Genomic DNA, 11,975 nt, shown 5'->3' on the forward strand with positions numbered 1-11,975 from the left:
GAGCTACGAAGAGCGCTTTAGGTGTAGTTAGCCAGCCAAACATCGTCGGCGCTAGTGTCGACGATGTTTGAACCAGTTTTTACACACTCTGGGCCATGGATGGCCGATGGCGGCGGGCCCACGGAGCAGGACCGGAGCGAGGGCATGCCGAGCCACAGCGAGGCACCGAATGTCAGGGGCAAGAGCCCTTGGTTACTTGGGGCTCTTCCAAGTGACCCGCCGTAAGGGCGGAACCAATAGTGGCCATTACCGCTAAAACGGATATGTACACAATCAAAACAGATGCGCCCAACACATAGTCATCGCGGGCAAACCACCTTCCCACAGCCTCCGACGCCGAACTGACCCGAGCCGAACACCGCCTGCACCTGCGCCGCGAGCTGTGCCACCCGGACATTTTCAGCGTGTTCCGCGATCGGGTGGAGAACCCGCTGGTGCAGTTGGTGTCGGTGATGGACCACTCGCCGGGACAGCGCCAGTTAGTACTGGAATCCAAGTACCGTGAGTACTACATGAGCAAGTACCACCTGACCACGACTCAGATGGACGAACTCATCACGCTGCGGCATGACCATCGCCGAGTTCCCGACCACCGTCGAGGCGTGGTTACCGGGAGCGCGGCATGAATGTATTGATGGGCACACCGAACATCGTGCGCGGCGAGTCGCACTCGGGTAACGTGGCCGCCGCAGATCTGACCGCAGAGGGTCTGCCGGTGGTCCAGCAAGTATGGCGACAAGCAACGAGGGTGTTTTGATGTCAGGCAGGTTGATCTATCTCATCGGGCCTTCAGGTTCGGGCAAGGACAGCCTGCTGGATGCTGCACGAACACGGTTGGCCGATCGCGGCTGCCGCATTGTGCGGCGGGTCATCACTCGCTCGGCCGAAGCCGTGGGCGAAGCGGCGCTGGGTGTCAGTGCACAGCAGTTCGCCGATATGGAGGCCCAGGGCGCATTTGCCTTGAGCTGGCACGCCAATGGGTTGTCCTATGGCATCCCGCGGGAAATCGACGATTGGCTGACCGCCGGGCAGGACGTGCTGGTCAATGGCTCGCGGGGGCATTTGCAGAACACGCGTTCGCGCTATCCGAACGTGTTAGTGCTGTTGTTGACTGTGGATCAAGCAGTACTGCGCCATCGCTTGCTGGAGCGTGGGCGAGAATCGCTGGTCGAAATCGATCAGCGCCTGGCACGCAATGCCCGATTCAGCGAGCAACTGCTGGCGCAAGACCCGACCGTGCACCTGCTTGACAACTCCGGACAACTTGAGCAAACGGTCGAACGTTTGCTGGCCTGCTTTGACGAGCAACCTCCATGTGTCTGACATTGCCGGGAACGAACGACGATGATTTACCTGTGTACGCGCTTAATGTAGGAGCTGGCGCAGCCTGCGATCTTTTGATCTTGATTGAGGGGCTGAAACTTACTTCATCAACAACCCCTGCATATACTCCACAAACGCCCGAGCCTTGGCGCTGGCCATTCTCCCCGTGGGGAACACCGCCCACAGATCCAGGTTCGGCAATGCCCAGTCCTTCATCACTTCCCGGACCGAGCCGTCGGCCAGTTCCGGCGCGAACATCCATTGCGAGGCCATGGTCAGGCCTTGATGAGCCAGCACGGCTTCACGCAGGCCTTCAGCGGCATTGACGCGGATCCGGCCGCTGATGATCACCGATTGCTCTTCGCCGGCCTCGGTGGGCGTCAGGCCCCGGGTCGAACGCAGCAATAGCCGCACCGCCAGCCGCGATTCAAGTTGCGCGATGGTTTTCGACACGGCCGACTGGCCGATCTTCAGGCGCCGGGCGGCAGCGGAAAACGAGCCGGTTTCCACCACGTAGACGAAGGTTTCCATTGCGCCGAGGCGGTCCATCGGAAGTCCTTGTAGAGATCAAATGTGGGAGCGAGCCTGCTCGCCGCCACAATTGATGAATGGTGTCAGTGCGAACCGCGAATTGTATCCAGCATCGCCTCAGGCTCGGGACGCTGAGTGTAATCCGGGTTGACCTCGGCGTAACGGATCACACCATCTCGGCCGGTCACATAACGCCCCGGCATGGGCGGCATCACACTCTGTAAAACAACCGAGCGTCGTACTGCGAGATTTTGTGCTTGAGTAAAGATAACTCTGGGGTTACCTTTAATTGGGCCGGAGCAAGGAGGCTGGTGGTGCAGAGCAGGCTATTGATCAAGGAATTGATGGAGGCAGGTTGGACTTTGGACAGGGTCACTGGCAGTCATCACATCTTCACTCACCGATACAACCCATACACGATTCCCGTCCCCCATCCGAAAAAGGATTTGCCGATCGGGACGGTCAAGAGCATCAGGAGGCGCGCCGGGCTGTACTGCCCGCCAGCCAGTTACGCAGGAGATCCATAATGCAATATCCAATTTGTATCGAGTGGGGCGATGAGCACACCGCCATCGGTATTCAGATCCCCGATATTCTTGGCGCGGTAACCGCCGGGGATACCTTTGAAGATGCATATAACGCTGCTGTCGAAATTGCCCACATCATGCTGCAAGAGATCGCGGCAGATGGAGAGACGATTCCAATGCCGACTTCAGCAGCGGTGCATCGTGGTAATCCGGAGTTCGCCGACATGGGCTGGGGAATGCTCGAGCTAGACATTTCGCCGTATATGGGCAAGACCGAGAAGGTCAATGTCACGCTACCCGGCTACGTGATCCAGCGCATCGATCGGTATGTGCGTGAGCACAATGTAAAAAGCCGCTCGTCCTTCCTGGCGGATGCGGCGATGGAGAAGCTGGTTCGGCAGTGAGTGGCAGCAATCGCGAGCAAGCTCGCTCCCACAAGGTTAGCGAATAACCTGTAGAAGCGGGCTTGCTCCGGGCGGCGATCCGACGAAGCTTTTAGCGATCTATGCCGTCGCTAACGAAGCCTTCTGCGAAACACTCAAAAACCGCAACAACGCCAGCAACGGAAATGCGCTGCCGACGATCACGATCCACAACCAGCCGCCCTGTTCGTACACCGCGCTGGCCACCGAAGAGCCGAAGGCGCCGCCGATGAAGATACTGGTCATGTACAGCGCATTCAGGCGGCTGCGGCTTTTGCCGTCGAGGGCGTACACCGCACGCTGGCCGAGGACCATGTTCATCTGCACGCAGAAGTCGAGCACCACACCGGTCACAGCCAGGCCGATGACGCTCCAGGCCGGATGGATAAACGCCGGCAGAAAACTCAGGCTGGCGAACAGCAGGGCGAGCAACGATGCGATGCGGGTGTGACCGGCATCGGCCAGGCGTCCGGCGATAGGGGCGGCAATGGCGCCGATGGCGCCCACCAGCGCGAAAATCGCGATCTCGCTTTGCGACAAACCATGGTTGCGCGCCAGCTCCAACGGCACGGCGGTCCAGAACAGGCTGAAGGTGGCAAACATGCACCCCTGGTAAAACGCACGCTGGCGCAGCACCGGTTGTTTGCGCAACAGCGTCCACAGCGAGCCCAGCAATTGGCCATAGGAAGCACTGTGATCAGGTTCACGCTTGGGAATGGTCACTGCCAGCACGATGCTGATGGCTGCCATCAAGACGGCGGCAATCACAAACATCGCCCGCCAGCCGAAGTGGTCGGCCACCACGCTGGACACCGGCCGGGCCAGCAGAATACCGAGCAACAAACCGCCCATGATCCCGCCCACCACACGGCCACGGGTTTCTTCCGGCGCCAGGTGCGCGGCCAGCGGAATCAGGATCTGCACCGAAACCGAACTGAACCCCACCAACAGCGAAATCAGCAAAAACACATTCGGCTGATCGGTGAACGCCGCGCCCAGCAGGCTGCCGATTGCCACCAGCGTGGTGATGATCATCAACCGGCGGTTCTCCAGCAAATCCCCCAGCGGTACCAGGAAAAACAGCCCCAGCGCATAACCGATCTGAGTCAGGGAAACGATCAGGCTGGCCAAGGTGTTGGTCAGGCCGATGTCCGGCGCGATCAGGCCGATGATCGGCTGCGCGTAGTAGATGTTGGCGACAATAGCGCCGCAGCAGAAGGCGAACAGCAGCACCATCCCTGGGGTCATTGTCGCAGTGCCGTGGGGCACCTGGGTCGATGGGTTCATAACGGGTCTCGCTGTACGGAAAGGAATGCGCGCAGGCTAATGGGCTGACTGAAACGGCGGAAGTGAGATTGGTGTGATAGCAATCATTCCATTGCGGAATGACTGACGGACGTGTGTGTCGAAGTGCCTTGCATCAGAACATCGAGGGTAGATGATACATTCACTTACATCCTGTTCGATAGCGTGCTTATGTTCTCACTCCACGTCCCGTCACCGGAGGGCCTCTCCATGTATGTGAAGTTTCGTCAGCTGATTCGCTGGGTTTCAGTCGTCTGCTTGATCAGTGTATTCAACGCTGGCCTGGCCCAGGCCGAAGACGCACCGGGCACGCGCATCGGTGTGCGCGGCGAGATCACCGGCGTCAGTCCGGACGTTCTGAAAGTCCACGCCAACAGCGGCGACAACGTGGTGATCAATTTGACCAAGGACACCAAGGTCCGCGCCGTGACCTTGGCCAACATCGAAGACATCAAGCCCGGCAGCTACATCGGCTCTGCGGCCATTCCCCAGGAGGATGGCACCCTCAAGGCCCTTGAAGTTCATGTTTTCCCGCCGGAGCTGGCCGGCAGTGGCGACGGTCATCGGCCCTTCGATCTGGTCAAAGGCAGCAGCATGACCAACGGCAGCGTTGGCGACCTGGTGGTGAGCAACGGTCGAGTGCTGACCGTCAATTACAAGGGCGGCCAACAGAAGATTCTGGTGCCGGAGGACGTACCCATCGTCAACCTGGTGCCGGCCGATCGCAGCCTGTTGAAGGTGGGCGTGAAGATCGTGACCTTTGTCACGCAGGGCGCTGATGGCACGCTCACCGCTCAATCCATCTCGGCGGGCAAGGACGGCGTGACGCCGCCGATGTAGCAGGAGGTCGCAGAACCTGTGGGAGCGAGCAAGCTCGCTCCCACAATGGATTTGCAGTGAATTCTGATCCGTACAAAAAAGGCGACCTGCACCAGTCGCCTTTTTCGTTATCGTCCGGTCATCACTGACCGCTGTAGATCTGGTCGAAAACCCCGCCATCATTGAAGTGGGTCTTCTGCACGGTGCGCCAGTCGCCGAAGGTCTTCTCCACCGACAGGAAGTCCACTTTCGGGAAGCGGTCGGTGTACTTGGCCAGCACGGCCGGGTCGCGCGGGCGCAGGTAGTTCGCCGCGGCAATCTCCTGGCCTTCCGGTGACCACAGGTACTTCAGGTATTCCTCGGCCGCCGCACGGGTGCCTTTCTTGTCGACGGTTTTGTCGACAACAGAGACCGGTGGCTCGGCTTCGGCGGAAACGCTTGGGTAGATGACTTCGAACTGATCACGGCCGAACTCGCGGGCGATCATTTCCGCTTCGTTCTCGAAGGTCACCAGCACGTCGCCGATCTGGTTGGTCATGAAGGTGGTGGTGGCGGCACGGCCGCCGGTGTCGAGTACTGGCGCTTGCTTGAACAGCTTGCCGACGAAGTCTTTGGCCTTGTTCTCGTCACCGCCGTTTTTCAGCACGTAGCCCCAGGCCGAGAGGTAGGTGTAGCGGCCGTTGCCGGAGGTTTTCGGGTTCGGGACGATGACCTGAACGCCGTCCTTGAGCAGGTCCGGCCAGTCTTTCAGGGCTTTCGGGTTGCCCTTGCGCACGATGAATACGGTGGCCGAAGTGAAGGGCGCGCTGTTGTTGGGCAGGCGCGTGACCCAGTTGTCCGGGACCAGTTTGCCATTGTCCGCCAGGGCGTTGATGTCGGTGGCCATGTTCATGGTGATGACATCGGCCGGCAGGCCGTCGATCACCGAGCGTGCCTGTTTGCTGGAGCCGCCGAAGGACATTTGCAGGGTGATGTTTTCGTTGTGCTCGGCTTGCCAGTGTTTCTGGAACGCAGTGTTGTAGTCCTTGTAGAAATCTCGCATCACGTCGTAGGAAACGTTGAGCAGCGTCGGTGCAGCCTGGGCGATGTTGCCCAGGGCCAGGCCAGCGGCGAGAAGTGAGGCGCCAAAGAGTTTTTTCACTGCGCATTCCCTGTTCTATGTAGGAGCTGCCGGAGGCTGCGATCTTTTGACTTTGATTTTCAAGATCCAAAGATCGCAGCCTACGGATTATTTATTAGTTATCAATGAGGTGTCGACTATAGCCGGGCTCGTATAGTCCTTTAAAGATTAAAAAGCTCTTTGCTTATTCCAGTTTTTTGAACAATGCATTGCCACAACGGGAACAGAACGAGGCTTCCTGTTCGTGGCTGTCTTTTGCACATACCGGGCAGTCGTGCTGTAACTGGCCGCCACGCATGGCCGTGGCCAGTTCGGCGGTGAAGATCCCGGTGGGCACGGCGATGATCGAGTAACCGGTGATCATCACCATCGACGAGATGACCTGGCCCAGTGCGGTCCTGGGCACGATGTCGCCATAACCGACTGTGGTCAGGGTGACGATCGCCCAGTAGATGCCCTTGGGAATGCTGGTGAAGCCACTTTGCGGGCCTTCGACCACGTACATCAGGGTGCCGAACACTATCACCAGCGTGCAGACACTGAGCAGGAACACGAGGATTTTCTGCTTGCTGCCGCGCAAGGCATCGAGCAGGTAATGGGCTTGCTTGAGGTACGGACCGAGCTTGAGCACGCGGAAGATCCGCAGCATCCGGATCACCCGGATGATCAGCAGGTACTGGGCATCGCTGTAGTACAGCGCGAGGATGCCGGGCACGATGGCCAGCAGGTCCACAAGCCCATAGAAACTGAACGCGTAGTGCAGCGGTTTGGGCGAGCAGTACAGGCGCAGGATGTACTCGCCGAGGAAGATGATCGTGAAGCCCCACTCGATGTATGCAAGCACGCTGGCGTAGTTCTGGTGGACGTCATCGATGCTGTCCAGGATCACCACCACCAGGCTGGCGAGGATGATCAGCAGCAATGTGGAGTCGAAGCGTCGACCGGCAACGGTGTCGGTCTGGAAAATAATCACGTACAGGCGATTACGCCAGGTGTCGTTGCTGTTCATGCACATCGCCTTGGCCGCAAATCAGCGCAGCCTAGGTTGATTCTCCCCGGGAGCGCAAGACGCGCTTTCGACCGTGGCTTTGCCGAGCATTTGCACAACGCTGCGAATCAGCCAGCCGGCAAGAATGAACGGCGCGGTCAGCGTGGGCATACCGATGGCGGCAAACACCGGCGTCAGCAACAGAGCCAGGCCGATGCCAAGCAGCGGCAGCCACGGTTGGCGATGCTGCGGGCTGAGGGCGAGGGCGGCGAGCACGGCGTTATAACCACCGAGGCCGAGCAGCGCGGTATAGAAGTCGTGGTTCAGCAGGCTCCAGCCCATGCCCGCGACAGACGCCAGCACTGCCCAGCAGAAGGCGTGGCGATCAGCGATCAGCAAACCGGCGGCAATCATCGCACCGGCCAGCGGATGACCGAGGAACATCACCTGGCCAATGCCTTTGAGGGGGGCGGCGAGCATGTTCAGGGTGCTGACTTCGATCAAGTGCGCCTCTGTCGAGGGCGTGGCGAAGCACAGCAGCACCCAGCTCAGCACCACGAATGGCGTGGTGTAGGCGGGGAGGTATTGGCTGAATCGGACGCGCTTGAGCCACTGCTGGGTGATCATCGCGCTCAGGCCACCAGCGGCCAGAATCAGTGGCGGCATCATCGCCGACCAGGGGAAATACAGGCTCAGCAACAGTCCGAGCAGGACGCCGTTGTAGCTGAACAACCCGGCCTGACGATCAGCCTTGGCATAGTTGCGGCGTTGCGCGGTGAGCAGCCCGGCGACACCACCGAGCAAGGCGCCGCCGAGCAAGGCGGGTGCAGTGAACAAAATGGCCAGGACGCACAGCAGGCCGCACAGCGGGTTGCGCTGGAGAAAGATCTGGCTGAAGCCGTTGAGCAAGGCTTCGGCCCAGTCGGGGCAGTGGGTGTTGAAATGGTTGGCAGGCATGGCAGTTCTGAAAGTCAGTGGGACCGAGTTGGTCGAGCGCGACCCCGGCTGATCGCGAGCAAGCTCGCTCCCACACTGAATCTCTGTTCAGTCTTGATTCTGTGATCAACACAAAACCAATGTGGGAGCGAGCTTGCTCCGGGCGGCGTTCCGACGATGAGGCCGGTACAGGCGCTAGATCAATGTCTCGATACGCAAAGAGTTAGTCGATCCCGGCTGCCCAAAGGGCACACCTGCTGTGATCAACAGTGTGTCGCCACGCTGTGCCATGCCCTGGGCCTGGGCAATTTCCAGTGCCGTGGAGCAGACTTCATCGACCTGACGCAGGCGATCGTTGACCACCGAGTGCACACCCCACGCCACGCTCAGGCGACGGGCGGTTTGCAGGTTCGGTGTCAGGTTGAGGATCGGCACCGTCGGCCGCTCCCGCGCCGCGCGCAGGCTCGACGCGCCGGACTCGCTGTAATTGACCAGCACCGCCACCGGCAGCACGTTGCTGATGCGGCGAATGGCGCAACTGATCGCGTCGGAAACAGTCGCCTCGGCTTTCGGTCGGCTGACGTCGAGTTGAGTCTGATAGTCCGGACCGTTTTCCACCTGACGGATGATCTTGCTCATCATCTGCACGGCTTCGAGCGGGTATTCGCCGGAGGCGGTTTCCGCCGACAGCATCACCGCGTCCGCACCCTCGGCCACCGCGTTGGCGACATCGGTGACTTCGGCGCGGGTTGGCGCCGGTGAGAAGCGCATCGATTCCAGCATCTGGGTCGCCACCACCACCGGTTTGCCGAGCTGGCGGCAGGTGCCGATGATGTTCTTCTGAATCTGCGGCACGCTTTCGGCCGGCACTTCCACGCCAAGGTCACCCCGGGCGACCATGATCGCGTCGCTCAGTTCGGCGATCTCGCGCAGTTGTTCAACGGCCGAGGGCTTCTCGATCTTGGCCATCAGGAACGCCTTGTCGCCGATCAGGGAGCGGGCTTCGCGGATGTCTTCGGGACGTTGCACGAACGACAGCGCCACCCAGTCCACACCCAGTTCCAGGCCGAAGGTCAAGTCGCGGCGATCCTTGGCGGTCAGCGGGCTCAGGTCGAGCACTGCTTGCGGTACGTTCACGCCTTTGCGGTCCGACAGTTCGCCGCCGTTGAGCACGGTGGTGTCGATGGCGTCGGCGTACTTGGTCACTACCCGCAGGCGCAACTTGCCGTCGTCCAGCAGCAGGTCCATGCCCGGCTCCAGTGCGGCGATGATTTCCGGGTGCGGCAGGTTGACCCGGCGTTCATCACCCGGCGTGGCATCGAGGTCCAGGCGCAAGGCCTGGCCGCGGACCAGTTGCACCTTGCCTTCGGCGAACTTGCCGACCCGCAGTTTCGGGCCTTGCAGGTCCATCAGAATGCCCAATGGGTAATTCAGCTGGCGCTCGACTTCACGGATCCACTGAAAACGCTGGGCGTGGTCGGCGTGATCGCCGTGGCTGAAGTTCAGGCGGAAGATGTTGACCCCGGCCAGCACCAGCTCACGGATGGCGTCGATGCCGTCGGTGGCCGGGCCGAGTGTGGCGAGGATTTTGACCTTTTTATCAGGCGTCATGTTTGGTGCTCTCAAGGATCAGAATGGCGCGGAAGTCGTTGACGTTGGTACGGGTCGGCTCGGTGACGATCAGCGCGTCCAGCGCCTCGAAGTAGCCGTAACCGTTGTTGTTGTCCAACTCGTCACTGGCGCTCAGGCCCTTTGCCGCAGCACGGGCGTAGCTGTCCGGGGTCATGATCGCGCCGGCGTTGTCTTCGGAGCCGTCGATGCCGTCGGTGTCACCGGCCAGCGCGTAGACGCCGGGCAGGCCCTTGAGGCTGTCGGTCAGGCTGAGCAGGAACTCGGCATTGCGCCCGCCACGGCCATTGCCGCGTACGGTGACGGTGGTTTCACCACCGGAGAGAATCACGCAGGGCGCCGCCAGCGGCTGACCGTGCAGGACGATTTGTCGGGCGATGCCGGCGTGGACTTTCGCCACCTCGCGGGATTCGCCTTCCAGGTCACCGAGGATCAACGGGCTGAACCCGGCCTGACGGCATTTCACCGCCGCTGCTTCTAGGGATTGTTGCGGGCGGGCGATCAACTGGAAATGACTGCGTGCCAGGCTCGGGTCACCGGGTTTGACGGTTTCCGATTCGGGGCTTTGCAGCCAGTTGCGTACCGAGGCCGGAACCTCGATGGCGTAGCGTTTGAGGATCGCCAGGGCTTCGGCCGAGGTGCTCGGGTCGGCCACGGTAGGGCCGGAGGCGATGACCGTGGCGAGGTCGCCCGGCACATCGGAAATCGCATAGGTGTAGACCGTGGCCGGCCAGCAGGCTTTGCCCAGGCGGCCACCCTTGATCGCCGAGAGGTGCTTGCGCACGCAGTTCATCTCGCTGATGGTCGCGCCGGACTTGAGCAGGGCTTTGTTGATCGACTGCTTGTCGGCCAGGGTGATGCCTTCGGCCGGCAGTGCCAGCAGGGCAGAGCCACCGCCGGAGAGCAGGAATATCACGCGGTCGTTTTCGCTGAGGTCGCTGACCAGTTCCAGCACACGCTTGGCCACGGCCAGGCCAGCAGCGTCCGGCACCGGATGCGCGGCTTCGACCACTTCGATTTTTTCGCAAGGTGCGCCGTGACCGTAGCGGGTCACCACCAGGCCGGAGACTTCACCCTGCCAGCAGCGCTCGACCACCTGGGCCATGGCAGCGGCGGCTTTGCCGGCACCGATGACGATCACGCGACCGCTGCGGTCGGCAGGCAAATGGGCTTCGAGGACTTGTTGCGGATGCGCCGCGTCGATGGCTGTGGCAAACAGCTCGCGCAGCAATTGTTGCGGATCGACCGACATGGCGGGCTCCCGGAATTCTTGTTATTGGGGGAACGCAACCTGCGGCAACTCTGGATCGGTTACCCATTTGGTGGGATGAACCGGATCCTGTAGGAGCTGCCGCAGGCTGCGATCTTGTTGCGGATAACGCGGTGTGCGTGTGGACGAAAGATCAAAAGATCGCAGCCTTCGGCAGCTCCTACTTGCGAATCGAGAAGTTCGCCATGTGTTCCAGACCCTTGATCAGCGCCGAGTGGTCCCAGTTGCTGCCACCGATGGCCGCGCAGGTGCTGAACACTTGCTGGGTGTTGGCGGTGTTCGGCAGGTTGATGTTCAGCTCCCTGGCACCTTGCAGGGCCAGGTTCAGGTCCTTCTGGTGCAGGCTGATGCGGAAGCCCGGATCGAAGGTGCCTTTGATCATGCGCTCGCCATGAACTTCGAGGATCTTCGAGGACGCGAAACCGCCCATCAGTGCTTCACGTACCTTGGCCGGATCGGCACCGTTTTTCGAAGCGAACAGCAGGGCTTCAGCCACGGCCTGGATGTTCAGGGCCACGATGATCTGGTTGGCCACTTTGGCGGTTTGACCGTCGCCATTGCCACCGACCAGGGTGATGTTCTTGCCCATGGCCTGGAACAGCGGGAGGGCGCGTTCGAAAGCGTCGGCATCGCCGCCGACCATGATGCTCAGGGTCGCAGCCTTGGCACCGACTTCACCACCGGATACAGGGGCGTCGAGGTATTGCGCGCCTTTTTCGTTGATCTTCGCGGCGAAAGCCTTGGTGGCGGTCGGCGAGATCGAGCTCATGTCGATCACCACTTTGCCTTTGCCAACACCGGCGGCAATGCCATCGGCGCGGAACAGCACGTCATCGACCTGCGGGGTATCCGGCACCATGACGATGATGAACTCGGCTTCCTGGGCGACTTCCTTCGGGTTCGCCAGGGCAACGGCGCCAGCGGCGACCAGGTCGGCAGGGGCGGCGTCGTGGTGCGCCGACAGGAACAGGCTGTGACCGGCTTTCTGCAGGTTCAACGCCATTGGGTGGCCCATGATGCCGGTGCCGATAAATCCGATTTTAGCCATGAGAAAATCCTCTCTTGTATTTATGTGGTCCCTGTAGGAGCTGCCGCAGGCTGCGAT

Annotated in this window: 13 protein-coding genes and 1 pseudogene; 5 read left to right on the plus strand and 9 right to left on the minus strand. The window is 60.8% G+C overall.

Translation table 11 applies throughout. From position 1 onward, the window contains the following. Window positions 1–326 precede the first annotated feature (326 nt). Window positions 327–712 (plus strand): annotated as a pseudogene (locus AC1DXW_RS12465) (alpha-D-ribose 1-methylphosphonate 5-triphosphate diphosphatase); the annotation flags it as partial. A gap of 44 nt (window positions 713–756) precedes the next feature. Continuing rightward, window positions 757–1,323, plus strand: a complete 567-nt coding sequence (phnN, locus tag AC1DXW_RS12470; protein ID WP_477754879.1) for a phosphonate metabolism protein/1,5-bisphosphokinase (PRPP-forming) PhnN — start codon at window positions 757–759, stop codon at window positions 1,321–1,323. Between the two features lie 99 nt (window positions 1,324–1,422). Here the strand turns inward: phnN and AC1DXW_RS12475 are convergent, their stop codons facing one another. Both AC1DXW_RS12475 and AC1DXW_RS12480 read right to left on the minus strand, forming a co-directional pair. Further along, complete coding sequence (locus AC1DXW_RS12475; RefSeq protein ID WP_477760049.1) at window positions 1,423–1,872, minus strand: LysR family transcriptional regulator; 450 nt, start codon at window positions 1,870–1,872, stop codon at window positions 1,423–1,425. Window positions 1,873–1,937: 65 nt separating this feature from the next. Then, a complete protein-coding gene (locus AC1DXW_RS12480) occupies window positions 1,938–2,066 on the minus strand; it encodes a hypothetical protein (RefSeq protein ID WP_477754877.1) in 129 nt (42 codons plus the stop codon). A gap of 102 nt (window positions 2,067–2,168) precedes the next feature. Between AC1DXW_RS12480 and AC1DXW_RS12485 the strand changes: the two genes are divergently transcribed. Together AC1DXW_RS12485 and AC1DXW_RS12490 are read left to right on the plus strand one after the other, a co-directional pair. Continuing rightward, complete coding sequence (locus tag AC1DXW_RS12485; RefSeq protein ID WP_477754880.1) at window positions 2,169–2,381, plus strand: type II toxin-antitoxin system HicA family toxin; 213 nt, start codon at window positions 2,169–2,171, stop codon at window positions 2,379–2,381. Continuing rightward, window positions 2,381–2,785 carry a type II toxin-antitoxin system HicB family antitoxin gene (locus AC1DXW_RS12490; RefSeq protein WP_477754876.1) on the plus strand — a complete coding sequence of 135 codons (405 nt, stop codon included), beginning with the start codon at window positions 2,381–2,383 and terminating at the stop codon, window positions 2,783–2,785. The genes AC1DXW_RS12485 and AC1DXW_RS12490 overlap by 1 nt, the downstream gene beginning before the upstream one ends. A gap of 99 nt (window positions 2,786–2,884) precedes the next feature. Here AC1DXW_RS12490 and AC1DXW_RS12495 read toward each other — a convergent pair whose 3' ends face one another. After that, window positions 2,885–4,090: an MFS transporter gene (locus tag AC1DXW_RS12495; RefSeq protein ID WP_477754875.1), complete on the minus strand. Its 1,206-nt coding sequence runs from the start codon at window positions 4,088–4,090 to the stop codon at window positions 2,885–2,887. Window positions 4,091–4,318: 228 nt separating this feature from the next. On the opposite strand from AC1DXW_RS12495, the gene AC1DXW_RS12500 reads away from it, so the two are divergent. Then, window positions 4,319–4,948: a hypothetical protein gene (locus AC1DXW_RS12500; protein ID WP_477754874.1), complete on the plus strand. Its 630-nt coding sequence runs from the start codon at window positions 4,319–4,321 to the stop codon at window positions 4,946–4,948. A gap of 121 nt (window positions 4,949–5,069) precedes the next feature. On the opposite strand, the gene AC1DXW_RS12505 is transcribed toward AC1DXW_RS12500, so the two are convergent. The 6 genes from AC1DXW_RS12505 to AC1DXW_RS12530 form a co-directional block, all read right to left on the minus strand. Next, complete coding sequence (locus AC1DXW_RS12505; RefSeq protein ID WP_477760050.1) at window positions 5,070–6,068, minus strand: sulfate ABC transporter substrate-binding protein; 999 nt, start codon at window positions 6,066–6,068, stop codon at window positions 5,070–5,072. Window positions 6,069–6,231: 163 nt separating this feature from the next. Further along, window positions 6,232–7,056: an ion transporter gene (locus tag AC1DXW_RS12510; RefSeq protein ID WP_477754872.1), complete on the minus strand. Its 825-nt coding sequence runs from the start codon at window positions 7,054–7,056 to the stop codon at window positions 6,232–6,234. A gap of 21 nt (window positions 7,057–7,077) precedes the next feature. Next, a complete protein-coding gene (locus AC1DXW_RS12515; RefSeq protein ID WP_477754871.1) occupies window positions 7,078–7,992 on the minus strand; it encodes an urea transporter in 915 nt (304 codons plus the stop codon). Between the two features lie 174 nt (window positions 7,993–8,166). Then, window positions 8,167–9,582, minus strand: a complete 1,416-nt coding sequence (gene pyk / locus AC1DXW_RS12520) for a pyruvate kinase (RefSeq protein WP_477754870.1) — start codon at window positions 9,580–9,582, stop codon at window positions 8,167–8,169. Next, window positions 9,572–10,852 carry a glycerate kinase type-2 family protein gene (locus tag AC1DXW_RS12525; protein ID WP_477754869.1) on the minus strand — a complete coding sequence of 427 codons (1,281 nt, stop codon included), beginning with the start codon at window positions 10,850–10,852 and terminating at the stop codon, window positions 9,572–9,574. The genes pyk and AC1DXW_RS12525 overlap by 11 nt, the downstream gene beginning before the upstream one ends. Before the next feature lie 178 nt (window positions 10,853–11,030). Beyond that, a complete protein-coding gene (locus tag AC1DXW_RS12530) occupies window positions 11,031–11,918 on the minus strand; it encodes a 2-hydroxy-3-oxopropionate reductase (RefSeq protein ID WP_477754868.1) in 888 nt (295 codons plus the stop codon). Window positions 11,919–11,975: the final 57 nt, after the last annotated feature.

This window comes from Pseudomonas sp. P4_C4, assembly GCF_056402055.1.

What these genes read in the sequence shown, in the direction of transcription:
- pyk (WP_477754870.1), bottom strand. Translation starts at nt 9,582, where the DNA reads ATGACGCCTGATAAAAAGGTCAAAATCCTCGCCACACTCGGCCCGGCC.
- AC1DXW_RS12495 (WP_477754875.1), bottom strand. Translation starts at nt 4,090, where the DNA reads ATGAACCCATCGACCCAGGTGCCCCACGGCACTGCGACAATGACCCCA.
- AC1DXW_RS12515 (WP_477754871.1), bottom strand. Translation starts at nt 7,992, where the DNA reads ATGCCTGCCAACCATTTCAACACCCACTGCCCCGACTGGGCCGAAGCC.
- AC1DXW_RS12530 (WP_477754868.1), bottom strand. Translation starts at nt 11,918, where the DNA reads ATGGCTAAAATCGGATTTATCGGCACCGGCATCATGGGCCACCCAATG.
- AC1DXW_RS12490 (WP_477754876.1), top strand. Translation starts at nt 2,381, where the DNA reads ATGCAATATCCAATTTGTATCGAGTGGGGCGATGAGCACACCGCCATC.
- AC1DXW_RS12525 (WP_477754869.1), bottom strand. Translation starts at nt 10,852, where the DNA reads ATGTCGGTCGATCCGCAACAATTGCTGCGCGAGCTGTTTGCCACAGCC.
- AC1DXW_RS12510 (WP_477754872.1), bottom strand. Translation starts at nt 7,056, where the DNA reads ATGAACAGCAACGACACCTGGCGTAATCGCCTGTACGTGATTATTTTC.
- AC1DXW_RS12480 (WP_477754877.1), bottom strand. Translation starts at nt 2,066, where the DNA reads ATGCCGCCCATGCCGGGGCGTTATGTGACCGGCCGAGATGGTGTGATC.
- AC1DXW_RS12500 (WP_477754874.1), top strand. Translation starts at nt 4,319, where the DNA reads ATGTATGTGAAGTTTCGTCAGCTGATTCGCTGGGTTTCAGTCGTCTGC.
- AC1DXW_RS12475 (WP_477760049.1), bottom strand. Translation starts at nt 1,872, where the DNA reads ATGGACCGCCTCGGCGCAATGGAAACCTTCGTCTACGTGGTGGAAACC.
- phnN (WP_477754879.1), top strand. Translation starts at nt 757, where the DNA reads ATGTCAGGCAGGTTGATCTATCTCATCGGGCCTTCAGGTTCGGGCAAG.